This is a genomic window from Roseibium sp. QJM3NY_11 (assembly GCF_056173175.1).
This window is the reverse complement of record NZ_CM149660.1, coordinates 2,438,958-2,464,003: the sequence shown is the minus strand read 5'-3', so window position 1 is coordinate 2,464,003 and position 25,046 is coordinate 2,438,958. Positions and strand designations below refer to the sequence as shown.

Below are 25,046 nucleotides of genomic sequence, written 5' to 3'. Positions count from 1 at the left end.
TAATGAGATGAAATCCTATTCCACTTTCAGCAACAGGGCCGGGTCTCCGGCCTCGACACAAGTCAATCCCTCCAGGGTTACCGACTGCAGGGTTCGTTTGCTTTTGGCGGACACGGCGATTGCATCCGCCCCCTCGGGGAACATTGGCGGCAAGGTAGGTTTCTCGACCAGGATCCCGATCGTTTGAGGTGTTGTAACTTTCGCCATGACGAGCCATCCTCGAATACCGATCTGCACCTGGGCCAGGCCGCCCACGGCGCCGGGCATCTGCAAGATCGCCACGAGATCGAACAATTCCTCGAGCTTCACCAGAAGTCCTTCGGTTTCAGCCCCCAACAAGGGGCTCAAAGGCGCGTAGCTGTTCAGTTTCGCCCAGTTTCGAACAACGCCGAAGTGCAGAAGCGGGCCGGCTTCGGTACAGTAAAGCCAGTGCGTATGGACGTGCGCTCCCTTCTGCGTCCGGGCAATGCAACTGTAGGTACATCCGATCTCCAGGTCGCTGATGTCACCTGCGCTGTCGAAGGCAAGGGAATGAAAGCTGTGTCCCATCAACTGACCTGACACATACGTTCCGGTGCCGTTTTGCATAACCGGCTCTACTTCGATTGGAATGCCCCGATAGAAAGGGAAAACCGAGATCTGAAGAAGATGTTGCACATTGAATGAAATCAAATTTGGCCGTTCCCAACAGAAGTTTGCCGCACCAGCGGCTTAAAGTGCTGAAGGGTCCACGATTGACCGGATCGCACGCGAAAACCTGAAATCCGTGCGAAATTTTCCTGAAATCAAACCGTTTCCAGCGCCGGTTCCCGACCTCGAGAACGAGGACGGAACGGCATCGCAAACGGCGGAAATTCGCCGGAAAAGGTCCTGTCCCGCGGGAGGCGCGCGGCCCGGTCATCGGGCCGCGCGGCAGGGCCGTCAGTTGTTCAGGTCAACCTGACACACCGACATCTGGCTCGGCACGGTGGTCCACCACTGGCCATTCCACTTGCCGGCAACGGAGAAGCCCACGACCGGGCACTTCTTGTCGGCATCTTCCTGGTTCCAGATCGGGCCGGCTTCCAGGGTCTTGATCGGAATGTCGGTGACGCCGCAGACGGACATTTCACCTTCGACGGTGGTCTTCCACTGGCCATTCCATTTGCCTTCGTAGGCAGCGGCAGCAACCGGACACTTGAGTTTGGCGTCTTCATCGTTCCAGATCGGTCCTGCTTCGATGTCGCGGGCACCGGCCGCAGAGGCAAACATGACTCCGGCCAGCATTGCCAGCGCCGAACTCTTGACAACATTCTTTGCACTTACAGACATTTCCGTTCCTTTCGAGATATCGGATCTCAATGATCCAGCTTGTTCTCGTGCCGCAACCCGTTACCAGCGGCCACACCGACAACTTGCAATCCCTGACTGCGAAAATCATGAAAGCAATCTGAAGAAGTTCGGAAAAAAACTGAAATCTGTCGGGACGAAATCTGATGCGTTCCGAAATCGAAAATTCAGCCGTTGCGCCGCCACGGATCTGAAGACCCTTCCCTGGCGCGTGCGCCGGACGGCAGTAACCGCAACTTCGGATTGATTTCAGTTTTTCCGCGCGACGGCGCGATAGGCTGGAATGCAGCCCGAAGCGGCTGCACGTCACCAACGGGATCAACCAGGAAGAGCACCATGCAAAGACCCTTCAAGAAAGCCATTGCGGCGGCGACCATGCTGTTCGCATCGTCGCTGTCCGCCGCTCATGCGGACCTGTTGAACGCCTCCTATATCAATACCCAGCCGCAGCCTTTCGGCACGCTGAGCCTGACCATGGCGAAAACCTATGGCGGCACGAAGTTCAACCGCTTCAACATCATGGGACTGACGTTCTGCGACCCGGACGCTTCCGGATGCGAGGTCTACAATCCGGTCCATTGGGGCGATCAGCCGATCATGGCCTATTCCACCGGGACCGGGGGAGAAGGCAATTGGACCGCTGCCAGTCCGGATGCGGTGGCCGTCGTCAAGGCGCTCAAGGCCGGCGGCGCCAGTGTCTATGCGTCCATGGTCGGCGGCAACACGGTTCCCCACCTGAACGCCCTTGCCGACGACCAGGGCACCGCCGGCGCGGCGAATTGCGCCGAAAACGGTCCTGACGTGACCAAAAGAGCCTGCGCGGCCTTCTATCTGACCCAGGCGTTTGCAGCCTACGGCGTGGACGGGCTCGACATCGACATCGAAAGCGACTGGTCCAGTCCGCCGCAATACAACGGCGCGGAAGCGACCGCCGCGTTCGAGATCCTGCTTTCGGGGCTGACGGACGGCGGCACGGCAAAGCCCTCCTTCGGCATGTCCTTCGCCCCATATTACGATTCCGCAGCCGATCCGGTCAGCGCGTCGACGACGGCAGGCGCCTGCGTCTACAAGAAATACGGCATTACCGGTTACATTGACGCCCGGCAGTATTATGCCGGCGGCACCAGGGGCATCACGCTCGACAGCCTCTTTGGCGATGTGGAATCGCTTTTGTCGACCCTGTCCACCTATTCGTGTCCGGATGACACTTCGCTCGATCTTGCCGCCAGCCAGTTTGTCGTCGGCATGTCGCCCTATTCGGTTCTGGGTTTCGAATTTCCGTTCCGGGGCGGTCCGAACAACTGCCAGTACCAGTACGAAAGGGGCTACCCGAACTGTTTCGAGGAAATCGCCGACATGGTCACGGGCTACACGTCTTCGAAAGGCGCAACCAAACCGGCGCTCGGCATCGGCGGCAGCTTCGTCTGGACGATCCAGCTCATCGATCCGGTCTATTATGCCTGCGCGATGGACGTCGCGCTGAACCATCCCGCGAAGATCAGCGATCTGTCGAAACTGTGCGGGACGATTGCCGCCCCCACCTATAACGACGGCGCCTGCAGTCAGTATCCGGCAAGCGCGAGCAAGGCCAGGAACGGCGACAAATGCTGCGCACCGAACCAGAGCCTCACCTGCACGGGCTGGGTTCCCCATGCGGTCAATTCTTCAGCCGGCCTGACCTACTACGATCAATGCACCTGCGATGTCAGATAACAGACCGTGGAGCGGGCTTGAGAGACCTGCGTACCCGTGGCTCTCTCCCAGTTTGAACGGATGATATCCCATTGCCCTGCACAGGAAACGGCCGTGATGAAGCGGCCGTTTCCAATTCCGCTCACACCCTGTATTGCTTCACCTTAACGAGCGGTGAGCGGGACCGGTTCCGGCCGCCCCGACCAGACAGGAGGCAGGCATGACGGAACTGAAACTCGACAAGGACAGCAGAACCCGCCTCGCCGGCCGGATCAAACGCTTCCTGGGCGACGAACTCGATGTCGAGATCGGCAACATGGACGCCGAACAGCTGATCGATTTCCTGATCCCGAGCCTCGGTGCCCGATTCTACAATCTCGGCCTGACGGATGCCCGGGCATTGCTTGCCCGCAAGGTGGACGACATCAACGACGAATTCTATGGCCTGGAGCGTCAGGTGGAGGAACGCGGCTAGCTGTGAAACCGGATGTCATTCCTCAGGCAATGACACCCGGCCGCGTCCCGGCAGTTCCACAATCGTGATTGCCGCGGGCCCTATGCCGCCGCGGCCGAGCGCTTCTTCGGCGGATGGCCGAAACGCCGCGAATAGGCGCGGGAGAAAGCCGCCGGACTGGCGAAACCGCACAGGCCGGCTACCGATTTCACTTGCCGTCCGGCATCCAGCTCCGCCCTGGCAATATCCAGACGCCAGTTCGACAGATACCCCATCGGCGTCGCGCCGACGCGTTCGCGGAAAGTGACCGAGAACTGGGTGCGTGACATGCCAGCCGCTTCGGCAAGCTTTTCCAGGGTCCAGGCTTCGCCGGGCGCCTCGTGGATCGCGACCAGCGCGGCGGCAATGCGCGGATGCGACAAACCGTTCAGCAGCCCGGTATCCGCCTTGCCCTCTTCCATCGCGTGGCGCAGAAGCCGGATCACCACCACCTCGCACAACCGCTGAAACGCCGCCTGGCCGCCGCAACGCGGAACCGCCACCTCTTCAATCAGCGGCATGACCACCGCATTCAGGTAAGGCTCCTCCGACAGGGTGATGGACAGGATCCCCGGCAACGCGCTGATCAGTTGCCTGCCGATACCGGTAATGGCGATCCGGGCCGCGACCAGCGTGGTTTCGTTCGCCGCAGGGCCCATGGCCTGACGGTCTGCGGCGCCGACTTCACGCGACGGGCAGAACACCAGGCGCAGCCCATGCTCCTCGGTCCGGTAGATCTTCAAATTGGCCGTGTGCCCGTCCGCACAGCCGGCCGGCACATTGGTTACCTGCACCCGCAAACGGTCGATCAGGGACGACAGCCGGTCCAGTTTTCCATTGAAGGAGGTTCGGTAAGGCACAGACATATTCCGTACTCCGGGACATCTTTTTGGGATGTATTTGTCACATTCGTTCGTTATCTTATGAACATCCGCAGGGAATTGTGAAGCCTTGCCATCAGAAAAAAGAGGATAAACATGCTCATTCCACGCCAGCCGGTTCCCGGCCTCACGCTCGAAACCCTCGACAACGGGTCGTTCGACCTTGCCGCTGACGGCGCCGGGTTCGCGACGCTTGTCGTGTTCTATCGCGGTCTGCACTGCCCGATCTGCGCCACCTATCTCAAGGAACTCGGACGCCTGACCCCGGATTTCGCTGAAAAAGGCGTCAAGACGATCGCAATCTCGTCCGACGGCAAAGAGCGCGCGCAGCAGATGGCCGACAAGGTCGCCCAGCCGGACCTGCGTTTCGGCTACGATCTGTCCTTGCAGGTTGCCAGGGACTGGGGGCTGTTCATCTCCACCAGCCGCGGCACCACCTCGATCGGTATCGAGGAACCGGCCCTGTTCTCCGAGCCGGGTGTGTTCCTGGTTAAGGCCGATGGCACGCTCTACTTCTCGTCGGTGCAGACCATGCCGTTCGTGCGCCCGCATTTCCAGGAAATGGTCGGCGCCCTCGATTTCGTTCAGAAGAACGAGTACCCGGCACGCGGCGAATACACAGACGCTGTCTGAGCCGACCTGAAAAAAGATGCCGGACACGGGCTGCATCGTGTCCGGCATCAACAAAGACCGGCGAAGGAAAAGCCGGTCTTTGTATGACAAGCCGTATTGACCATTCGGTAAATTGCGTCCGCAGCCGCTCAAATGCGCCGCCCCCGCCACGGGAACCTGCCTGACGGTTCTCCTGCCGATGACATTGCATTTGCGGTTCAGCGCACCGGGCTCTCCGCGCCGCACGCTGCCGAAAACTCACATCCTGTCTGCCAACTGTCTCAGAACCAGCCCTTGTATGGCGCATCGCTCTCCCAGAACGGGCGCATGGCTTCCGCGCGCGCGGCGGCACGGGTCAGGCCGAGATCCTGCAGTTGATGATCGTTCAATTCCAGCAGGTGAAGGCGTGTGCGTTGGCGTCTGCGCCAGAGCCGCAATTGCTCCTGCAGCTTGATCATAACCGAACCGACACTCTGCAATCGCCGAACCGGCCGGCCCGGGATTGTTTCGATTGAACTCATATCGCACCTTCCAAAGGGTAACAATTCGCTACATAACGCCAAATTGTAGCGCTACAATCATATGAATTGACCCAAATTGGAATGCAATATATAAATTGTCACCATGACAAATTGGTACCCCCATCTTCCCGAGGGCAAGGGCCCGCTTTACATCCGTCTTGCCGACCGGATCGCCGAGGACATTGCCACCGGCGCGCTTGGCGCCGGCACCAAACTGCCGCCGCAACGGGACCTCGCCTACGATCTGGGTGTTACTGTGGGCACCGTCGGACGCGCCTACGCGCTGGTTCGTCAACGCGGGCTGGTCAGCGGCGAGGTCGGACGCGGCACCTTCGTGCTTGGCAGCAATCCGGGCGCGGGACTGGAGGAGGACGCCAAACCCGACCTGAACAGGCCCGCTTTCACCTTGAACGACCACGCAGGACCGCAGGCCGTCTCCTGGCTGCAAGGCGCCATGGTCGCCCCGAACGACACGGACTTCGCCGGCACCAGAATTTCGGTCCCCGCTCCCGAAGCGATCCGCTTCGACAGCACCTCGGCCCCGGAAATCGGCCAGGCCGGCGCCATCGGCAGCCTCACCGCCGCCATCACGCGCGAAGCTCCGCATGAAATCGCCAGCTACACACGAGCCGTGCCGGACAGTTGGCGCGAGGCGGGCAGGCTCTGGCTCGCGCGCTCCGGATGGGAACCGTCCGAAGGCAGCATCGTGCCGACCACAGGCGCCCAGGCGGCGATCATGGCGATCATCGCAGCGACGACGGCTCCAGGTGACCAGATCGCCTTCGAGGACCTGACCTACAGCTCGATCGCCCGTGGCGCGGCACTGTCAGGACGCCCCCCCGTGCAGGTCGCGCGTGACGACGAGGGTCCTCTGCCGGAGGATCTGGCCCGCGTCTGCGCCCAGAAACATCCCAGGCTGCTGTTCGTGATGCCGACGATGCACAATCCGACGCTCGGCCTGATGGGCGCCCAGCGCCGCCAGGACATTGTCTCGATCGCAAGGCAATACAATGTCTCGATCATCGAGGACGAGGTCTACGGCTCCCTGCGCGACACTGACCTGCCCCCCATTGCCGCGCTGGCGCCGGAGCGCACGTTTCATGTCGGCTCCCTGTCGAAATCGGTGACGGCGGGCGTGCGCGGCGGCTGGGTGGCCAGCCCCCTCTCCCATGCCCAGCGGGTCTATACCGCCCACAAGATGCTCACCGGCGGCATCTCGTTCCTGTTGTCGGAACTTTCCGCCCGGCTGGTGCTGTCCGGCGCAGCCCGGGACTTCCGGAACAAGATCCTGGTGGAAATCGCCGCGCGTCACGATCTCGTCCGCAAGCACCTGGGCGCATACGACATGGAAGCTGCCACGGATGCCCCGTTCCTGTGGCTGAAACTGCCCGAACCTTGGCTTTCCGGCACCTTCAAGGCGGCGGCAGCCTCCGTGAACGTGCTTGTCGACGACGAAGACGAGTTCAAGTCAGGCCGCTCCGGCACGGTCCATCATAGGGTCCGCATCGGCGTCACCAATCCGATGACCCGCGCGCAGACCGCCAGCGGCCTGGCCATCGTGCAGAGCCTTCTGGAAGACAATGGTGCCTGTTACGACAGTTTCGAATAAGCGGTTGGTCCGCCTTACGCAAAACGCGGCCGATATCATGTCCCGACGACCCATTGCGGGACGCGCGATGAGCCCCCACATGCCGGCAACCTAATTTCCGGATCTCTCAAATGACCCTCGTTGAAATTCTGCTCGGCCTTGTGCTTCTGGTTGCCGGCGGCGACCTTCTCGTGCGCGGCTCGGTCGGCCTGGCGCAGCGCTTCGGCATGTCCGAACTGCTGATCGGCCTGGTGCTGGTCGGGTTCGGCACCTCGACGCCGGAGCTTCTGACCAGCATTCTTGCCGCCCTGAACGGCTCGCCGGGTATTGCCGTCGGCAATGTCGCCGGCTCGAACATCGCCAACATCCTGCTCATTCTCGGTCTGACCGCCGTGATCTGTCCCCTGCGGGTCGAGCCGTCTGCCTTGCTGCGTGACGGCCCCGCCAACCTTCTGGCCGCCGCGGCCTTTGCCGGGCTTGCGCTCACCGGGCAGATCAGCCGCGAAGCGGGTCTTGCGCTGATGGGCGCCCTGGCCGTCTACCTCGTGCTCACCTACCGCATGGAAAAGGGCCGGCACACGCCATCCGCGGACCTGCACCGGAGCGAGACCGACCTGATCAGTCCGGGCCCCCAAGCCTCAAATCTTGCCCTCAATCTGGTCATGGCCTTCGGCGGCCTCGCGATGATCCTGGGCGGGGCGCATTTCCTCGTCTCGGGCGCCATCACCCTGGCAAGGGCCGCCGGTGTCAGCGACGCCGTGATCGGCGTGACCGTCGTCGCCGTCGGCACATCCCTGCCCGAACTCGTCACCTCCGTCATTGCCGCCCTCAAACGCCAGACCGACATCGCACTCGGCAACATCCTGGGTTCGAACCTGTTCAACATTCTCGGCATTCTGGGACTGACCGCCGCGATGACGCCTCTGCGGGTTCCGCCGGAAATGATGCGGCTGGATATCTGGGTGCTGCTGGCGGCCACGGTGATTCTCCTGGTCTTCGCCATGACCGGACGGCGCCTGTGCCGCTTGGAGGGCGCGCTCATGCTGCTGGCCTATGGCGGTTATACGGCAGCGATACTGGCGCTTGCCCTTGGATGACGGACAGGATTGTGGATAATCTTTTACCCGTGACTCTCCCCATTGGCGGGACAATCTGCTAAATGGCGGCATCACTGCCTGCCTGCGCCCGCGCGGACCAACCGCAGCGGCCAAGAACACTGGACCGACATGATCCCGAACGACATCAAGATCACGCCCGACCTGATCGCCTCCCACGGCCTGAAGCCGGATGAATACGAGCGCATTCTGGAGCTGATCGGCCGGGAGCCGAGTTTCACCGAGCTCGGCATATTTTCGGCCATGTGGAACGAGCACTGCTCCTACAAGTCCTCCAAGAAATGGCTGAAGACCTTGCCGACCGAGGGCCCGCGGGTGCTGCAGGGACCGGGCGAGAACGCCGGCGTGGTCGATATCGGCGACGGCCAGGCGGTGGTCTTCAAGATGGAGAGCCACAACCACCCCTCCTATATCGAGCCCTACCAGGGCGCCGCGACCGGGGTCGGCGGCATCCTGCGCGACGTCTTCACCATGGGCGCGCGTCCCGTCGCCGCCATGAATGCGCTGCGCTTCGGCGCACCGGACCACCCGCGTACCAGACACCTGGTTTCCGGCGTGGTCTCGGGTGTCGGCGGCTACGGCAATTCCTTCGGCGTCCCGACGGTCGGCGGCGAGGTCGAGTTCCATCCCCGCTACAACGGCAATTGCCTGGTCAATGCTTTTGCCGCCGGTCTGGCCCGCTCGGACGCGATCTTTCTGGCCAAGGCCGAAGGCGTCGGCCTTCCGGTTGTCTATCTGGGCGCCAAGACCGGACGCGACGGCGTCGGCGGGGCGACCATGGCCTCCGCCGAATTCGACGACACCATCGAGGAAAAGCGCCCCACCGTTCAGGTCGGCGACCCCTTCACCGAAAAATGCCTGCTGGAAGCCTGCCTTGAACTGATGGAGACCGGTGCGGTCATCGCCATTCAGGACATGGGCGCCGCCGGCCTGACCTGTTCGGCCGTGGAAATGGGCGCCAGCGGCGATCTCGGCATCGAACTGGATCTCGACAAGGTGCCGGTGCGCGAGGAGCGCATGAGCGCCTATGAGATGATGCTGTCGGAAAGCCAGGAACGCATGCTCATGGTGCTTCGCCCTGAAAAGGAGCATGAGGCCGAGGCCATCTTCAAAAAATGGGGCCTCGACTTCGCGATCGTCGGCAAGACCACCGACACTCTGCAGTTCATCGTCCGGCATCAGGGTGACATTGTCGCCGACCTGCCGATCAAGGAGTTGGGCGACGAGGCCCCCGAATATGACCGTCCCTGGATCGAACCGGCGAAGCTCCCCGTGCTCTGCACCGCGGACGTTCCCGAGCCGGAAGACTACGCACAAGCGCTGAAAACGCTGGTCGGCAGCGCCAACGGCTCCTCCCGCCGCTGGGTCTATGAGCAATACGACACGCTGATCCAGGGCAACACGGCGGCAACGCCCGGCGGCGATGCCGGCGTGATCCGGGTGGACGGCACGCGCAAGGGTCTGGCCTTTTCCGTCGACGTTACCCCGCGTTATTGCGAGGCCGACCCGTTCGAGGGCGGCAAGCAGGCCGTTGCCGAAGTCTGGCGCAATCTCACCGCCGTAGGCTCCGAACCGCTGGCGGCCACCGACAACCTCAATTTCGGCAATCCGGAAAAGCCGGAGATCATGGGGTCCTTCGTCGGCTGCATCAAGGGCATCGGCGAAGCCTGCCGGGAACTGAATTTCCCGATCGTCTCGGGCAACGTCTCGCTTTACAACGAGACCCATGGCGAGGCGATCCTGCCGACACCGGCCATTGGCGGTGTCGGTCTCCTGCCGGATGTCACCATCCGCGCGGGCGCCGCGTTCGCCGGCGAAGGCGACGCGATCCTCGTTATCGGCGGCTATGGCACCCATCTCGGCGCCAGCCAGTATCTGGCCGAAATCCTCGGCCGTGAGGAAGGCGCTCCGCCCCCGGTCGATCTGGCCGCTGAAAAGCGTCGCGGCACCCTGGTCCGCCAGTTGATCGGCGCCGCCCGCCTGACCGCCGTGCATGACATTTCGTCCGGTGGCCTGGGCGTCGCCCTTGCCGAGATGGCAATCTCCGGCGGGATCGGCGCCACCGTCAAGGTGGACGGCCCGGCTCATGCGGCCCTCTTCGGCGAGGACCAGGGCCGGTACGTCCTGACCGTGTCACCGGACCGGGTCGAAGCCGTTCTGGAAGACATTCTGGACGCGGGCATCGACGTTCAGCAAATTGGCACCACGGGCGGTGACAGATTGACTGTGGAGGGCATCCTCACCATATCCGTTGCAAACTTGAAAAAAGCACATGAAGATTGGTTCCCGAATTACATGGCAGGCGTCTGAAGCCGCTTGCCTGTCAGGAACTTGACAACAAGGACGAACGCACGATGCCGATGAACGCGAATGAGATCGAAACCCTGATCAAGGAGGCGCTGCCCGACGCTCAGGTGGAGATCCGTGATTTGGCTGGAGACGGCGATCATTATGCGGCCAATGTGGTCTCGGAAACCTTCCGGGGCAAAAGCCGCGTCCAGCAGCACCAGTTGGTCTACGAGGCACTGAAGGGCAATATGGGCGGAGCCCTGCATGCCCTTGCGCTGCAGACAAAGGCACCGGACTGATCCGAAAGGGAACCCGACATGATCTGGCTTCTGCTTGTCGCAACACTTCTCAGCCTCCTGATCATGGAATTTCGGATATGGCGAGCCATCGGCAATCTGCTATATCGCACCGCATTCACACGAGTTGCAGCGGCTAAAAACAAGGACACACGCTCATGAGCATTCAGGACTGGATCAAGAACGAAGTCGGCAGCAACGACGTGGTGCTGTTCATGAAAGGCACGCCGAACTTTCCGCAATGCGGGTTTTCCGGCCAGATCGTTCAGATTCTCGACTATGTCGGCGCCCCCTACAAGGGCATCAACGTTCTGGAAGACGATGACCTTCGCCAGGGCATCAAGGAATTCACCAACTGGCCGACCATCCCGCAGCTCTATGTGAAGGGTGAATTCGTCGGCGGCTGCGACATCATCCGCGAAATGTTCCAGAACAAGGAACTGCAGGACATGCTCGCCGAAAAAGGCGTCCCGACCAGCGAGAAGACCGCCTGAGTCTGCTCTCTTTGTGAACCACCTGTTCGAAGGGGCGGATCTTCCGCCCCTTTTTACGCCATGCCCAGCGTTCTACACCGTGTGCCCCGAAACAGATGCGCTGACCTGCTTGCTTTGTCAGGCTTCGCGATCCCGGTTCGTCATGGGAGCTGCTTTCCGCAATGCACCACGCGGGCCCTTTCGCAGGCAAAACCGGGCAGCACACACCTTTATCCAAAGTAAACCCGAATCGAAATCCACCGAATAAGGCGAAAACTCGGCAAAATTTGCCGAATCGTCTAAACTGAACGTAAGGTGAATGCGGATTTCAGGGAAAGTACAGGTGCGTTCCGCCATTCTTCGTCCAGACGACACGGCCTCTGGAAAAGACCGGGCCGGGAAATGGGACCGGGGACAATGAAAAAAATTGCAGTTGCGGCAACCACCACATTCGCGCTCGCGCTGGCCGGCGTCGGCTTTGCCATGTCCGGCGGTGTGAAGACCGACAGCGAACTGCGCCGGGTGGACTGCCAGGCCCTGACCATGTTCACACCCGCTTACAGGAAAAGCGCCGAGGAGCTTTGCGCCAACTATGGCGGCATCGCCCAGAAAGACGCCGCCCCGAACAAGGAAGGCCTGGTGATCCTCGTCCGCAACCAGCCCATGGGCGGCTTCGACGGAGAACAGTCCCTGCGCTGAACGGCATCGGATTCAAACGCATTTCTACAAGCCGATTTCGGGTGACCGCTCGATGTCTCGTGCCGCCCTGCCTGTCGGACTGTTTCGATTGCACTGGCCGGCAGCCGGGTTTCGCGCATCAGCCTGACGTTGGCCGAACGGGCCAGGATCTGGTCGCCCCTCAGAGCGACCGCCTCGCCGGCCAGCGGTTCCACAGGGATGCCACAGTCGGTCGAGGCCGGGTTACGACGAAGTCACCCGGTGACCGCCTTCAGCTCCAGGAAATCGGCCAGACCGAATTCACCGTATTCGCGGCCGTTGCCGGATTGCTTGTAACCTCCGAAGGGCACATCCCAGTCCGGCGCCGCGCCGTTGATATAGACGCTGCCGGCCCGCAACCTGCGGGAAACGCGCTTCGCCCGCACCGGGTCGCCGGTCTGGAGATAGGCGGCAAGGCCGTAGGGCGTATCGTTGGCGATCTGGATGGCCTCTTCTTCCGTGTCGAACGGGATCATCACCAGAACCGGGCCGAAAATCTCGTTGCGGGCAATCGACATGTCGTTGCCGACATCGGCGAAAACGGTCGGCCTCACGTAGTAGCCGGTGTCGAAGCCGTCCGGCTTGCCCGGGCCGCCGGCGATCAGCCGGGCTCCCTCGGCAATGCCGCTCTCGATATAGTCCTGGATCTTTGCGAATTGCAGACCGCTGATTACCGGGCCGATATGATCGCCCTCCTCGGCCGGATCGCCGACGCGGATCTCCGCCGCAAGATCCGCCGCAAGATCGACCGCTTCAGCGTAGACGCTCCGCTCGACCAGGAGCCGCGTCGGCGCGTCGCAGGACTGGCCGGTGTTGAAAAAGCAGCTTTCGAGTGAAAACCGCAGCGCCGTTCCCAGATCCGCGTCGGCAAAGAGCAGGTTCGGCGACTTGCCGCCGAGTTCCAGCGCGACCCGCTTCACGGTTGGCGCCGCGTTTCGCGTTACCGAGACGCCGGCCCGGGTGGAGCCGGTAAACGACATCATGTCGATGCCCGGATGGGCGGACATCACGGCGCCGACGCCCTCGCCGTCGCCATTGACCAGGTTGAACACGCCCGGCGGGCAACCGGCCTCGTCGAGCATTTCGGCAAACAGCAACGCGGACAGCGGCGCGATCTCGCTCGGTTTCAGAACCATGGTGCACCCGGCGGCCAGCGCCGGCGCGACCTTGGCGGCGATCTGGTTGATCGGCCAGTTCCACGGCGTGATCAACCCGCAGACGCCAATTGGCTCATGCCGGAGCAGACTGCCGCCGCGCGGGCTCGGCCACTCGAACCGGTGCGCTTTCAGGGCTTCCAGCGTGGCCTGCAGATGCCCGGTGCCGGCCGGTGTCTGCTGTTCACGCGTGAAGGTTCTGGGCGCGCCCATTTCCAGGCGGATCGCCTCGTCCATTTCGCCGGCGCGGCGCTCATAGACCGCGATGATCCGCTCCAGCAGCGCCGCCCGCGTGTCCACGGACGTTTCCGACCAGGCGTCAAAAGCCTGCCGGGCCGCTCCCACCGCCTTGTCGACATCGCCTTCCGATCCAAGCGAGATCACCGCCACCGGCTTTTCCGTGGCCGGGTTGATCACGTCCAGATCATTTGGCGCGACCGGGTCGACCCAGTCACCGCCGATATAGAATTGCCGCTTTTCAATCATCAGCCAGTCGCTTCCCGCATGTCCAGAGCCGCGCCATCCGCGCGTTTAGGCTTCACCTCATACCCGGCTTCTTCCGGCTCGTCGTCAACCATTTCAGCCGGAAATCCCGGCGCCAGAACCTCAAGGCCAGTCACCTCTTCCAGCCGTCTGATGATGTTGGGCGAGAGTTCGCGCGGGCCGAAGCGGTCGATCGCATCGGCGAAGATGCAGTTGAGCAGCGGAGACAGTTCAAGCGGCACATCGTGGGCCTCGGCAATCGACTGGAACAGCCCGATATCCTTGGCCACAAGGTCCATGGTAAAGGAAATGTCGCGGGATCCGTTCAGGATCACCTGGCTTTCGGTCTCGTGGACGAAGGAATTGCCCGAGGAAATCCGGATCGCCTCATAGGCGGTCCCCATGTCCATCCCGGCCGCCTTGCAGGTGACGAGCGCTTCGGCAACCGACACCAGATTGGCGGTCGCCAGATAGTTGGTCACCACCTTCAGCACCGAGGCCGAGCCGATCTCGCCGGTGTGCAGCACCCTGCGACCCAGCACGGTCAGGAACGGCAGCGCTTTCTCGAAGGTTGCCCGGGTGCAGCCGGCGAAGATCGCGATGTTGCCGGTGGCCGCCCGGTGGCAGCCGCCGGAAACCGGACACTCGATGGCTTCCGCGCCCGTCGCGATGACGCGTTCCGCCAGGCGTCTGGTCTCGCCGGCATCCGTGGTCGACATTTCCGCCCAGATCCGGCCCGGCCCGATGCCTTCCAGAATGCCGTCCGGCCCCTCGACAACCGCGGCACAGGCAGCCGGACTCGGCAGGCAGGTGATGATCACGTCGCACGTCTGCGCAAGCTCCTTTGGACTGGAGGCGCGAACTGCCCCCCTGGCGACGAAGCCCTCCTCGAGGGCAGGATCCAGATCGAGAACGCTCAGGTCGAAACCGTTGCGCAGGACGCTGCCGGTAAGCTTGCCGCCGACATTGCCAAGACCGATGAAGCCGATACGCATGAGCCGCGCCTTTCTGAGGAACTGAATTCGGGAAAACTCACCCTGCATCTCGCGCGCCTCAAAGAGAAACGATATAATCAGTCAAAATTACCTGCATTTTTTTATGAATGGTGCGCGATGCCGTCCCTTCCCAATCTGGTCTGGATCCGAAGCTTCGAGGCCGCGAGCCGTCTGGGCAGTTTCACCGCGGCGGGCACCGAACTTGGCCTGACCCAGGCCGCCGTGAGCACCCATGTCAGCGCGTTGGAAACCCAGCTCGGCCACCAGCTTCTGGAGCGGACCACGCGCAAGGTCGACCTCACCGCCAGCGGCAAGGCCTATCTTCCGGCCGTGCGCAAGGCGCTTCAGGAACTCGCCACCTCCACCGAAGGTCTTTTCGGCAGCCGCTCGACCGGGACCGTCACCATCCGCGCGCCGATCTCCGAAGCCGCGCTGATCATGGCTCCGGCCCTCGCCGATTTCCGGCGGCAGCATCCCGGGCTCGATATCCGGCTTCTGTCCGCCATCTGGGCGGACACGGTGCTGGAAACCGGCATCGACATCGAGATCCGGCTGGGCACGGGCAACTGGCCGGACAGTCCGGCGGAACCGCTCGGTCCGGAGGTCATCGTTCCGGTCTGCCATCCGGAGATGGCCGCGTCCCTGAAAGCCCCGGAGGACCTGCTGGCGCAGCCACGCATTCATGTCCTCGGCTTCGACGATCACTGGCCCCGCTATCTGGAGGCCTGCGGTCTGCCCCGTCCGGAAAGACACGCAAGCATCACGGTCGACACGTCGCTGGCCGCGGTTGAACTGGCCGCGGCGCATGGTGGCATCGCGCTGCTGCTTGGCAAGGTCGCCGCGCGTCCCGTTGCCAACGGCCGGCTCTCGGTTCCGCTTGATATCCGGGTTCCGTCTGCCCGCACGCACCACCTGCTCAGCCGAACCCCGGCAGTCTCGCCGAAAACCGCGACACAGACGGTGGAGGCATGGATCAGGAAGCTGTTCGCGGGATAAGGCGCCGACGACAGACGGCTTGTACCAAGCGCAGTTGAAAGGAACCCGTTTGATGGCATTGTCCCGGTTCGCCGACGAGGCGCGTAGCGAAGGGCGGTCTGGTTGACCGTTCAAGCAGCGCAACGCTGCCCGGTGAGCCGGAACAAGCCACCGCAGGCCGCGTTTGGAGACTGTTCTGCCGTGTCCCACGTCTTGACCGATGATCCACATCGCTCTGCGACGTGCTCCTTGCCGAACAATCTCCAAACGCGGTCAAACGGGTTCCTTTCAACTGCGATTGGTATTACGCATCCCGGCCAAACGACACGCTGCGCCGCAGACCGGACGGAACGGCCTCTCACTCCGCCGCGAACAGCTTCGCGGTCATCGCAAGACTTGCACCGCAAGGTTCTTCCGCTTCAGCTCCGTCTTCTGCAGGGGAGCCGTCTTCTGCAGGGGGGCTGTCCGCCGGACGCAGGTTGATGAAATCATACAGCGACCGGTCGAGCAGATGCGAGGGACGCGAATTGCCCAGCGCGCGTGCCATGATCGCCAGGCGGCCGGGGCTCTGCTTTTCCCAGCCCTGAAGCATGCGCTTGACTTCCTCGCGCTGGAGCCCGTCCTGGGAGCCGCACAGGTTACAGGGAATGATCGGAAACCCCATGCCGTTCGAATAGCGGGCAATGTCGGCTTCCGCAGCATAGGCGAGCGGGCGCAGCACCAGAAGGTCGCCTTCGTCGTTGATCAGCTTCGGCGGCATGGAGGCCAGACGGCCGCCGTGGAACAGGTTCATGAAGAAGGTTTCCAGGATATCGTCCCGGTGATGGCCGAGCACGATCGCCTCGCAGTCCTGTTCGCGTGCGATCCGGTAGAGGATCCCCCGGCGCAGCCGCGAACACAGCGAACAATAGGTCCGGTGCGCCGGGATCTTCTCGGTGACGATGGAATAGATGTCCTCGCGCACGATCAGGTGCTCGATGCCGTTGTCTTCAAGGAACTTCGGCAGGATGTCGGCGGGAAAACCCGGCTGCGCCTGATCGAGATTGCAGGCGATCAGATCGACCGGCAGCAGTCCCCGCCATTTCAGCTCGATCAGCACCGCCAGCAATGTGTAGCTGTCCTTGCCGCCGGACAGGCACACCAGCCACTTCGGCTTTCGATCGTTGGCGGAGGTCTCCGTCACCATGCCGAAATCGCTGATTGCCTCACGCGCCTGCCTCAGCAAGCGCTTGCGCAGCTTCTTGAACTCGACACTCGAAGGCGCTGCGCGCAAGAGCGCGGGCACGTCGGTGACGGAGGTGTCGGCGATGTCGTTCATGATGGCGGCTCGATACGGTGTCCGGACTTTGCGCTGGCATAGCGGATCGCGGCGGCCGGGAAAAGGGCAAAGCGTATGCGCAGCGCGCGCGTGCCGGCGCGCAGACACCGGCACCGTCGCTCTTGCAGCGGGCGATCCGCTTCCTATGATGGCCACCGCAATGCCTTGGAGGGGCTCAGGTGAAAACGCAATATGTGGAACTGGTGGCCGCGATCGCGACCCTGGGCAGCCTTGCCGCGGCGGCAAAGGCACTGGACAAGTCCCAGCCGGCCATCACCAAGGCGCTCAAGAAGGTGGAGAGCGACCTCGGCGTGGTGCTCTTTCACAGGGTGCCGAGCGGGATCGTGCCGACGCTGGAGGGCCTGCCCGTCATCGAACGCTGCCAGCGGATCCGCCGCGACCTGGAGAAACTGACCGAGGACATCGCGCAATCGCGCGGCACCTATGTCGGATCGATTTCCGTGGTGGTGTCCCCGTTGGCCGCGCTGAAGATCATTCCGCCGGTGATGCGGCGGTTCCAGAGCCGGTTTCCGGGGATCGAGCTGCGCATCACCGGCGGGCACGCGCCGGAAGCCTTCCGCAGCCTGCGCTCTGGCGAAGCCGACTTCGTGATAGGTCCCGCCCCCGAGGACGTCTCGAGAACGGGTCTTCATGTCGAACACCTTGTGAAGACGTTCGATCACCTTCCTGGCCGGCCGGCAATCGCCGCTGAAGGATCTCAGCCGCCCGGAAGATCTGCTCGGGGCCCGGTGGGCCGTCATCGGGCCGCGCAGCCGCCCGCCTCTGTTCCAGAACTATTTCCGGCATCACGGCCTGCAGGGACCGGACCCAGCGATCAGATCCGATTCGATCCTGAGCATCCTTGCCATCCTTGAATGTTCGGACGTCCTCTGCTCGTTCCCTTCGCTGATCGCGGACGACCTCGTCGCCAGATGGCAGGTGACCGCGCTGCCGGTGGACCTGAGCATGCTCACGGTCGATATCGCCCTCACCTGGACACGGGAAAGACTGCTGACCCCCGCCGCCCTCGCCTTCGCGGATTTTATAAGGGAAGAAGGCCGGGCTCTGACCAAGGCATAACCTGAGGTTATGCCCATGAGATCAGGTTAATTGAGAGATATACCCCTGGAGTGCTAGTCTGCCCGCAATGATGCCGCTCAAGCGGCACGTCGGGAGGAAAATACGTGAACATCCTGTTCATCATGTATGACCAGCTCCGGTTCGATTACCTGAGCTGTGCGGGCCATCCGCATTTGCACACGCCGAATTTCGACCGGGTCGCGGCCATGGGCGTGCGCTTCACCAATGCCTATGTGCAGTCGCCCGTGTGCGGCGCCAGCCGGATGAGCTGTTATACCGGCCGCTATGCGTCCTCCCACGGTGCCCAGTGGAACGGCTTTCCGCTGCGGGTCGGCGAACAGACGCTCGGCGATCATCTGCGCCGCGCCGGCATGGAGTGCTGGCTGCTCGGCAAGACCCACATGAAGGCGGACGTGGAAGGCATGGCCCGGCTCGGGCTCAGCCCGGACAGCCAGATCGGTGCCCGGCAGACCGAATGCGGCTTCGACGCCTGGATCCGCGACGACGGACTTTGGGGAGAAGGACCGGACGGCTTTTATGATGAGAAACGCTCGCCCTACAACGAATACCTGAAGACAAAGGGCTATCCGTCTCAAAATCCCTGGGCGGACTTCGCGAATGCAGGCGTCGAAAAAGACGGCGAGATTGCTTCGGGATGGATGTTCAAGAACTGCGACAAGCCGGCCAACATCCGGGAAGAGGACAGCGAAACGCCCTGGCTGACCCGTGAGGCAATCAGCTTCATCGACCAGGCACAGGACGACTGGTGCGCGCATCTGAGTTTCATCAAGCCGCATTGGCCCTACATCGTCCCCGCCCCCTATCACGACATGTACGGCAGCAACCATGTGCCACAGGCCGTCGTCCATCCGGTCGAACGCGAGAACCCGCATCCGGTTTACGATGCCTTCATGGGCAACCGCATCGCGCAGGCCTTCCAGCGCGACGACGTCAGACAGAAGGTCATTCCGGCCTATATGGGCCTCATCAAACAATGCGACGACCAACTGGGGGTCCTTCTCGATCACCTCGAGGAAACCGGCCGCATGGAAAACACCATGATCGTGCTCACCTCCGATCATGGCGATTATCTCGGTGATCATTGGCTGGGCGAGAAGGATCTGTTCCATGATCCATCGGTGAAGGTGCCGCTGATCGTCTACGATCCGCGAACACAGGCCGACGGCACCCGGGGCACCACATGCGACGCCCTCGTCGAGGCAATCGACCTCGCCCCCACGTTCGTCGAGGCCGCCGGCGGCAAGGTCGCCGATCATATCCTGGAAGGCCTCAGCCTGACGCCGTGGTTGCACGGAGAAACCCCGGACTGGCGCAGCTTCGTCGTCAGCGAATACGACTATTCCGTCACCCCGATGTGCGAAAAGCTGGGCGTCTCCTCGCGCGATGCCCGTTTGTTCATGGTCTTTGACGGCCGCTACAAGCTGATCCATGCCGAGGGCGGCTTCCGTCCCATGCTGTTCGACCTGACATCCGACCCGCAGGAATTCCATGATCTTGCCAAGTCGGCCGGCCACCAGGCCGAGATCGACCGTCTCTACGGCCTGCTCGGGCAATGGGGGCGGCGCATGTCCCAGCGTGTCACCCGGTCCGAGGACGACATTGCCGCCATGCGCGGGCGCTCGGCACGGCGCGGAATTCTGCCCTTCCTCTATGATGGCACGGAGGTGCCTGAAGAGATGACCGCCCGGTACCGGAGCCGGGCGCAGACCGTTTATGCGAAGGAGTAGCATCCATGCCGAACGAAGCGCTCCTCGCCCACGACAGAACACAGTTCAGAAAAGAGATCATCGAACTTGCGCCCGGCGTCTGGGGCGCGGTCGGCTATGCCGCGTCCTGCCAGTTCATGATCGAAGGCGGCAACAGCGTCACCATCGTCGACACATCGGAAAGCACCAGGGCGGCTGAAAACGTGCTTGCGGAATTCCGCAAGCTTTGCGCGAAACCCGTCGGGCGGATCATCTATACCCACAGTCACCGGGACCATATTTCCGGCGCCAGCGTGTTTGCGCAGGGGCGTCAGATCCCGATCCTGGCGCAGGCAGGTTTCAAGTCCGATCTGGTCGACAACGATCCCGACGAGATCTCGCCGGCCCGGGCACTCGGCCGGCGCACCCGGGCCCAGTTCGGGTTCGGCCTGTCCGCGCAGGAACGCGTTTCCATCGGCTGTGGCCCCGGCAACCGCCCCCTTGAAGGGCTTGGAGCCGGTTTCGTGCCGCCCAACCGGCTCATTTCCGAGGATTGCACGTTCGATCTGGACGGCGTGCCCGCCAGACTGCTGGCCGCGCCCGGAGAAACCGCCGACCACATGGTCGTGTGGCTGCCCGACACAAGGGTGCTGCTGTGCGGAGACAACTGGTATCACGCCTTTCCGAACCTCTACGCCATCAGAGGCACGCCCTACCGGGACTTCGCTGCCTGGGCGCACAGTCTCGACCGATTGGCCGGCCTCGGCGCCCGGGTGCTCGGCCCGGGCCATACCCGGCCCGTGTTCGGCGAAGCGCAGGTCCGTGACGTTCCTGACCTCGACGCGCGACGCGATCTTTCATGTGATGAGCGAAACGGCACGCATGATGGACGAAGGGCTCGGACTTGAAGAGATCGCGGCAACCATTTCACTTCCCGGCCATCTGGCTTCCAAACCCTGGCTGGGCGAGTTTTACGGCAAGGTCGGCTGGTCGGCCCGCGCATATGCGGTCGGCACGCTCGGCTGGTACGACGGCAATCCGAGCAATCTGGGCGCCATGACCGCAAAACGCCGCGCGGAACACATGGCCCGCCTCGCCGGGGGGCCGGAAGCCCTCGACCAGGCGGCCCGCGCGACCCGGGACAAACAATGGTGCCTGGAACTTTGCGATCACCTGATGGCGCTGGAAGTGCCCGCTTTGGAAGCGTCCACCCGGGAACTCAAGGCGGCAACCCTGAGCCTGCTGGCCGAGGACGAGATAAACGCCACCGCCCGGAACACGTACCTGTGGGAAGCCAAACGGCTGCTGTCATCAGAAAAGCGGACCGCTGATGCGTGACACAACCGAGCGCACAGTCGCAAATCTTCTGTCGGTGGCCTTTGTCTTTGTCATCCTGATCTACGCGGCATCCGGTCCTCTGACCGAATTCGTTCGCTGGTTCATTGAAACCACGACACCGGGATTTGAGGACCTGTCACGCAGGGATCAACGCGTTTTGCTGAAGGAAAACTGGCTCGGCGCAGCCTACAAGGGCTTCGAACGGTCTTTTCTGCTGCCGACCGGCCTGATCCTTGGTCTGCCCATCGTGTTTTCGTTCGCGATCAGCTTCCTGACGCTTTCGGTCCGGTTTCGCTGGTTGAACTGGGGACTTGCGGCGCTGTCCACCGCCACCTTCTGCCTGTGGATTGCCAAGCTGTTCGCTGTCGACGGAGGCGCGTTGCCATCGGCTTCGCCCCTCGATTTCATCACGTTTCCCATTGCCGTGGCCCTGACGCTCTACCTCACATGGCGCCAGTTCGGCAACTTTATCGTCGGCTTCTGCCTGTTCTGGATCATCTATTTTTTCGTCCGCGGCCTGCTGCCGGATTGGACCGGCATCCTGGCGGGTTCGGAAAGCACCTTTGAGCAATCGATGCGGTCGATGGTGCTCAATTTCTGGGCGCAGACAGGCGGCATGTTCGGCCAGCCGATTCAGGTGGTTTCGGGCAACGTTCTTGTTTTCATCTGCTTCGGAGCCGTCCTGATGGCCAGCGGCGCCGGCACTCTCCTCATGAAGATTGCCAACCGTGCCACGGGCCGGTTCACCGGCGGCGCAGCGCACGCGGCCATTGCCTCGTCGGCGCTGTTCGGAACCCTTTCGGGCGCCGCGATTTCAAACGTGGTTTCGACCGGCGTCATGACGATCCCGGTCATCAAGAAGTCCGGTTTCAAGCCTGCATTCGCCGCGGCCGTGGAAGCCTCGGCATCAACCGGTGGCCAGATCATGCCACCGGTCATGGGTGTGGTCGCGTTCTTTGTCGCCGGACAGATAGGGCTGGAATACCGCTATATCGTGGTTGCCGCGATCGTACCGGCGGTCTTTTTCTATCTCGGAATTTTCCTGACGGTCTATTTCGAGGCACGGCGGCAGGGTGTCGGCGCGCTTCCGGCCGAGGCGCGGCGCGGTCTGAGCCGGTCGGAAGGGGTCAAATGCCTGGTGTTCATCCTGCCACTAGGTGTCTTGAGCTACTTCCTGTTTTCACAGCCTTCCATCCCGAAAGCCGGATTCTACGGATTCGTTTCGGCACTGGTTTGCGCACTCGTGTTTTTCCCGGAATTCCGGAGCTGGAACAGGCTCTACACGGCCTTTGTCAACGCCGGAAAAATGTCCGCCTCGATCGTGGTCATCGTCACGGCGATCGGTTTGATCGTCGGTCTCATCCAGGTGTCCGGTTTCTCCGGAAGACTGTCGCTGCTGCTGGCGCAGCTTGCGTCGGGCCCGCTGTTCACGACCCTGATCGTTGTTGCCCTCGGGGCAATTGTCCTCGGCATGGGACTTCCCCCGGGCGCGACCTATTTCATCATCGTGATCGCGCTGAGTTCCGGGATCGATGCGGTCGGAATTGCGCCGCTCACCCTGCATCTGTTCGTGGTGTTCTTCGCGGTCATTTCGACGGTCACGCCGCCGGTTGCCCTCGCCGCCTTCGCGGCAGCCCCGATTGCTGGGGCCGATCCCGTCCGGACCGGTTTCGAGGCCGCCCGCCTTTCGGTCGCCGGCTTTCTCATTCCGTTCGTCTTCGTCTATCACCCGTCGGTTCTTTACAAACTGCAGGTTCTTTTTGCCTGGTTTGGCGAAGAACTGCCAAAATCGAAAGCGATGATTGACGTGACCAGCGTGAGCTGGGCCGGACTCGGCTGGATTGTCCTGGCGTTCACGATATCGATGTGGCTGCTGACCTCGGCAATGGCCGGATACGAGAAGAACAAGCTGTTCCCGCTTGAACGGATCGCCCGGACCGCCGCCGGTTTTGCCATCCTCGTACCGAATTATCTCGTGGCTGGCCCGGCGCTTCTGGCCACTGCCGCATTGCTTGTGGCGCACCGTTTCCTAGGAGGAGCCCCCTCTCCGACGGCCATTCCCAAATCCACCACGTGACACGCACCTATTCAGGGAGGAATACCATGCGTTTCTTATCGGCAGTGACACTTGCGGCGTTTCTATCAACGACGCCCGCGCTCGCCCAATCCACGACCTTGAAGATGGCGACAATCGCCCCGAGCCTTGGTCAGGCGATCACCATGGCAACATTCGCCAATGTGGTGACCGACAATCTGGACGATATCTCGATTGAGGTTTCCGGCGGCGGAGCAGCGACGCTCCATCAACTGGAAGTCGGCCGCGGAAACCTGGAAATGTCGATGACAAGCCCGGTTATCTACAATCTGATGGCCAGCGGCAAGGCAATGTACAAGAACGAGGCCGAGGCTCCGGAGCTCGCGAAAAACGTTCGCCTGCTGATGTGGTTCCCCTATGGCGCGTATCACTTCGCGGTCCGCGCCGACAGCGACATCCAGGTGCTCGACGACATCGAAGGCGCGTCGGTGTTTCTGGGCCCCCAGGGCGGCGGCGCCTACAACGCCGCGCGCGGCTGGGTCGAAAGCTCGACCGGTCTCGTTGCCGGCGAAGACTACGACGCCATAAAAGCCAATTGGGCAACGGGCTATCAGGCCTTTCTCGACGGGAAAATCGATGTCTATGTGAACGGGTGCCTCGATCCCTGCGGTCAGTTCATCCAGTTCACGGAAACCGAGAACCTGCGCTTCATCGGCCCGGAAGATGCCGAGGGCGAAGCCGTCGACAAGTGGCTCGGCAAGTGGCGCTACCGGGCGGAAACACCCGCAGGGCTTTACACCGGACAGGCGAATGACGGTCCGGTGGTCTCCTTCGACACCGCCGTCGGCATCGCCGTGCGCACCGATCTGGATGAAGACACCGTCTACCGCATCACCAAGGCGTTCTGGGACAACATCGAGAGTGTGACCTCCGACGCGCCCTGGGCGCGGGCGCTCGATGTCAAATTCGCCGCAAGCAAGCGCGGGCTGATGGAATTGCATCCCGGCGCGGAACGGTTCTATCGCGAGGCCGGCGTCCTGGATTGACCGCAGCGTCGGCGCAGGAGAGCCTGCTCTCCTGCGCCGACCCGACACCAGACGTGCCTGCCTTGACCCGAGCGCGGTGCATCATGGCGCTTGCAGGTCAGATTACCCAGGGAGGGAGGACCCAATGCGTGCAGTCATCACGGGTGCTGCGACCGGTATCGGAGCGGCGGCGGTCGCAAAGCTCAAGGCCCGCGGCTATGAAATCACTGCGTTCGATATCCGCGAGCCGGAAGATGTCGACCTTTGGGTCAAGGTCGACATGGCCGATCCTGCGGCCATCGAGACGGCAGCCGCCCGCGTGGACGGGCCGTTTGACTGCCTGATCAACAATGCCGGTCTGCCGCCCCGCGAGGGCCTATCCAGAACTATTCTGGCCGTCAATTTCCTGGGTCTGGTCAAGCTGACCCATTGCCTCGAACCCAAGCTCGCGAACGGCGCAGCGATCGTGAACACCGCCTCGCGCGCCGGCGTCGGCTGGCGCGAGAATATCGAGCAGGTAAAACGGCTCCTTGCGCTTGAAGGCGTGAGCGAGCTGGACCGTTTTATCGCGGAGGAACGCATCGGCCATGTGGCGGCCTACAACCTGTCCAAGGAAGCGGTCATCGCCTGGGGCGTCGCCAACACGGAACGGCTGATCGCCCGCGGCCTGCGGGTCAATTCGGTAAGCCCCGCAGCCGTCAGCACCGGCATCCTGGATGATTTCGCCGCCGCCTTCGGAGATCGTATGGCCAGAAACGTCGCCCGTGTCGGGCGTCCGGGCACGCCGGCGGAAGTCGCCGATCTGATCCTGTTTCTGGCCTCCGAGCAAAGCAGTTGGCTGAAAGGCAACGATCTTACCATTGACGGCGGCATGTCCGCCCTTGCCGCATGTGATCAGCTCGGCCTCTGACCGGCGCCGGCGCATCTGTTC

The 25,046-nt window shown here is 62.5% G+C and carries 25 protein-coding genes and 1 pseudogene; 18 read left to right on the top strand and 8 right to left on the bottom strand.

Annotation, left to right across the window (positions count from 1 at the left end; translation table 11 throughout):
* Nucleotides 1–15: 15 nt before the first annotated feature.
* From AC0VX3_RS11300 to AC0VX3_RS11290, 3 genes are all read right to left on the bottom strand, one after another.
* Nucleotides 16–672, bottom strand: coding sequence for a hypothetical protein (locus AC0VX3_RS11300; protein ID WP_475524782.1), 657 nt, complete (start codon nt 670–672; stop codon nt 16–18).
* Between the two features lie 249 nt (nt 673–921).
* Complete coding sequence (locus tag AC0VX3_RS11295; RefSeq protein WP_342892184.1) at nt 922–1,311, bottom strand: mannan-binding lectin; 390 nt, start codon at nt 1,309–1,311, stop codon at nt 922–924.
* Nucleotides 1,312–1,496: 185 nt separating this feature from the next.
* Nucleotides 1,497–1,667: a hypothetical protein gene (locus tag AC0VX3_RS11290; RefSeq protein WP_475524781.1), complete on the bottom strand. Its 171-nt coding sequence runs from the start codon at nt 1,665–1,667 to the stop codon at nt 1,497–1,499.
* On the opposite strand from AC0VX3_RS11290, the gene AC0VX3_RS11285 reads away from it, so the two are divergent.
* Together AC0VX3_RS11285 and AC0VX3_RS11280 are read left to right on the top strand one after the other, a co-directional pair.
* On the top strand, nt 1,666–3,042 hold the full coding sequence (locus AC0VX3_RS11285) for a hypothetical protein (RefSeq protein WP_475524780.1): 1,377 nt from the start codon (nt 1,666–1,668) through the stop codon (nt 3,040–3,042). The genes AC0VX3_RS11290 and AC0VX3_RS11285 overlap by 2 nt on opposite strands.
* A gap of 199 nt (nt 3,043–3,241) precedes the next feature.
* Nucleotides 3,242–3,496 carry a DUF2164 domain-containing protein gene (locus AC0VX3_RS11280; RefSeq protein WP_342892182.1) on the top strand — a complete coding sequence of 85 codons (255 nt, stop codon included), beginning with the start codon at nt 3,242–3,244 and terminating at the stop codon, nt 3,494–3,496.
* A gap of 80 nt (nt 3,497–3,576) precedes the next feature.
* Here AC0VX3_RS11280 and AC0VX3_RS11275 read toward each other — a convergent pair whose 3' ends face one another.
* Nucleotides 3,577–4,380 (bottom strand): helix-turn-helix transcriptional regulator, encoded by an 804-nt coding sequence (locus AC0VX3_RS11275; protein WP_475524779.1) that lies wholly within the window; start codon nt 4,378–4,380, stop codon nt 3,577–3,579.
* A gap of 111 nt (nt 4,381–4,491) precedes the next feature.
* Here AC0VX3_RS11275 and AC0VX3_RS11270 point away from each other — a divergent pair, with 111 nt between their 5' ends.
* Nucleotides 4,492–5,028, top strand: a complete 537-nt coding sequence (locus AC0VX3_RS11270) for a peroxiredoxin-like family protein (RefSeq protein WP_475524778.1) — start codon at nt 4,492–4,494, stop codon at nt 5,026–5,028.
* Between the two features lie 260 nt (nt 5,029–5,288).
* Here AC0VX3_RS11270 and AC0VX3_RS11265 read toward each other — a convergent pair whose 3' ends face one another.
* On the bottom strand, nt 5,289–5,528 hold the full coding sequence (locus AC0VX3_RS11265; RefSeq protein WP_475524777.1) for a YjiS-like domain-containing protein: 240 nt from the start codon (nt 5,526–5,528) through the stop codon (nt 5,289–5,291).
* Nucleotides 5,529–5,631: 103 nt separating this feature from the next.
* Between AC0VX3_RS11265 and AC0VX3_RS11260 the strand changes: the two genes are divergently transcribed.
* The 6 genes from AC0VX3_RS11260 to AC0VX3_RS11235 all read left to right on the top strand — a co-directional run bounded on the left by AC0VX3_RS11260 (nt 5,632) and on the right by AC0VX3_RS11235 (nt 11,988).
* Nucleotides 5,632–7,137 (top strand): aminotransferase-like domain-containing protein, encoded by a 1,506-nt coding sequence (locus AC0VX3_RS11260; RefSeq protein WP_475524776.1) that lies wholly within the window; start codon nt 5,632–5,634, stop codon nt 7,135–7,137.
* 110 nt (nt 7,138–7,247) lie between these two features.
* A complete protein-coding gene (locus AC0VX3_RS11255) occupies nt 7,248–8,213 on the top strand; it encodes a calcium/sodium antiporter (protein ID WP_475524775.1) in 966 nt (321 codons plus the stop codon).
* A 129-nt stretch (nt 8,214–8,342) separates the two neighbouring features.
* Nucleotides 8,343–10,541, top strand: coding sequence for a phosphoribosylformylglycinamidine synthase subunit PurL (gene purL / locus AC0VX3_RS11250; protein WP_475524774.1), 2,199 nt, complete (start codon nt 8,343–8,345; stop codon nt 10,539–10,541).
* A gap of 44 nt (nt 10,542–10,585) precedes the next feature.
* On the top strand, nt 10,586–10,819 hold the full coding sequence (locus tag AC0VX3_RS11245; protein WP_068419787.1) for a BolA family protein: 234 nt from the start codon (nt 10,586–10,588) through the stop codon (nt 10,817–10,819).
* 155 nt (nt 10,820–10,974) lie between these two features.
* Nucleotides 10,975–11,310: a Grx4 family monothiol glutaredoxin gene (gene grxD / locus AC0VX3_RS11240; RefSeq protein ID WP_475524773.1), complete on the top strand. Its 336-nt coding sequence runs from the start codon at nt 10,975–10,977 to the stop codon at nt 11,308–11,310.
* Between the two features lie 396 nt (nt 11,311–11,706).
* Nucleotides 11,707–11,988 carry an antitermination protein gene (locus tag AC0VX3_RS11235; RefSeq protein ID WP_342892173.1) on the top strand — a complete coding sequence of 94 codons (282 nt, stop codon included), beginning with the start codon at nt 11,707–11,709 and terminating at the stop codon, nt 11,986–11,988.
* A 233-nt stretch (nt 11,989–12,221) separates the two neighbouring features.
* On the opposite strand, the gene AC0VX3_RS11230 is transcribed toward AC0VX3_RS11235, so the two are convergent.
* Together AC0VX3_RS11230 and AC0VX3_RS11225 are read right to left on the bottom strand one after the other, a co-directional pair.
* Nucleotides 12,222–13,646 (bottom strand): aldehyde dehydrogenase family protein, encoded by a 1,425-nt coding sequence (locus AC0VX3_RS11230; protein WP_475524772.1) that lies wholly within the window; start codon nt 13,644–13,646, stop codon nt 12,222–12,224.
* The gene (locus AC0VX3_RS11225) at nt 13,646–14,638 is read right to left on the bottom strand and encodes an NAD(P)-dependent oxidoreductase (protein ID WP_475524771.1); all 993 of its coding nucleotides are present in this window, start codon (nt 14,636–14,638) and stop codon (nt 13,646–13,648) included. The genes AC0VX3_RS11230 and AC0VX3_RS11225 overlap by 1 nt, the downstream gene beginning before the upstream one ends.
* A 117-nt stretch (nt 14,639–14,755) precedes the next feature.
* Here AC0VX3_RS11225 and AC0VX3_RS11220 point away from each other — a divergent pair, with 117 nt between their 5' ends.
* Nucleotides 14,756–15,634, top strand: a complete 879-nt coding sequence (locus AC0VX3_RS11220; protein ID WP_475524770.1) for a LysR substrate-binding domain-containing protein — start codon at nt 14,756–14,758, stop codon at nt 15,632–15,634.
* A gap of 337 nt (nt 15,635–15,971) precedes the next feature.
* On the opposite strand, the gene ttcA is transcribed toward AC0VX3_RS11220, so the two are convergent.
* A complete protein-coding gene (ttcA, locus tag AC0VX3_RS11215; protein WP_475524769.1) occupies nt 15,972–16,931 on the bottom strand; it encodes a tRNA 2-thiocytidine(32) synthetase TtcA in 960 nt (319 codons plus the stop codon).
* A gap of 179 nt (nt 16,932–17,110) precedes the next feature.
* On the opposite strand from ttcA, the pseudogene AC0VX3_RS11210 reads away from it, so the two are divergent.
* The 8 genes and pseudogenes from AC0VX3_RS11210 to AC0VX3_RS11175 form a co-directional block, all read left to right on the top strand.
* Nucleotides 17,111–17,539 (top strand): annotated as a pseudogene (locus tag AC0VX3_RS11210) (LysR family transcriptional regulator); the annotation flags it as partial.
* A gap of 70 nt (nt 17,540–17,609) precedes the next feature.
* Nucleotides 17,610–18,011 carry a LysR substrate-binding domain-containing protein gene (locus AC0VX3_RS11205; protein ID WP_475525166.1) on the top strand — a complete coding sequence of 134 codons (402 nt, stop codon included), beginning with the start codon at nt 17,610–17,612 and terminating at the stop codon, nt 18,009–18,011.
* A gap of 122 nt (nt 18,012–18,133) precedes the next feature.
* Entirely contained in the window at nt 18,134–19,759 is a 1,626-nt protein-coding gene (locus AC0VX3_RS11200) for a sulfatase-like hydrolase/transferase (protein ID WP_475525165.1), read from the top strand.
* 5 nt (nt 19,760–19,764) lie between these two features.
* Complete coding sequence (locus AC0VX3_RS11195; protein ID WP_475524768.1) at nt 19,765–20,625, top strand: alkyl/aryl-sulfatase; 861 nt, start codon at nt 19,765–19,767, stop codon at nt 20,623–20,625.
* On the top strand, nt 20,582–21,055 hold the full coding sequence (locus AC0VX3_RS11190; protein ID WP_475524767.1) for an alkyl sulfatase dimerization domain-containing protein: 474 nt from the start codon (nt 20,582–20,584) through the stop codon (nt 21,053–21,055). Before AC0VX3_RS11195 ends, AC0VX3_RS11190 begins: the two co-directional genes overlap by 44 nt.
* On the top strand, nt 21,048–23,132 hold the full coding sequence (locus AC0VX3_RS11185) for a TRAP transporter permease (RefSeq protein ID WP_475524766.1): 2,085 nt from the start codon (nt 21,048–21,050) through the stop codon (nt 23,130–23,132). The genes AC0VX3_RS11190 and AC0VX3_RS11185 overlap by 8 nt, the downstream gene beginning before the upstream one ends.
* A gap of 26 nt (nt 23,133–23,158) precedes the next feature.
* Nucleotides 23,159–24,136, top strand: coding sequence for a TAXI family TRAP transporter solute-binding subunit (locus AC0VX3_RS11180; protein WP_475524765.1), 978 nt, complete (start codon nt 23,159–23,161; stop codon nt 24,134–24,136).
* Nucleotides 24,137–24,260: 124 nt separating this feature from the next.
* The gene (locus tag AC0VX3_RS11175) at nt 24,261–25,025 is read left to right on the top strand and encodes an SDR family oxidoreductase (protein ID WP_475524764.1); all 765 of its coding nucleotides are present in this window, start codon (nt 24,261–24,263) and stop codon (nt 25,023–25,025) included.
* The last annotated feature ends 21 nt before the right edge of the window (nt 25,026–25,046 follow it).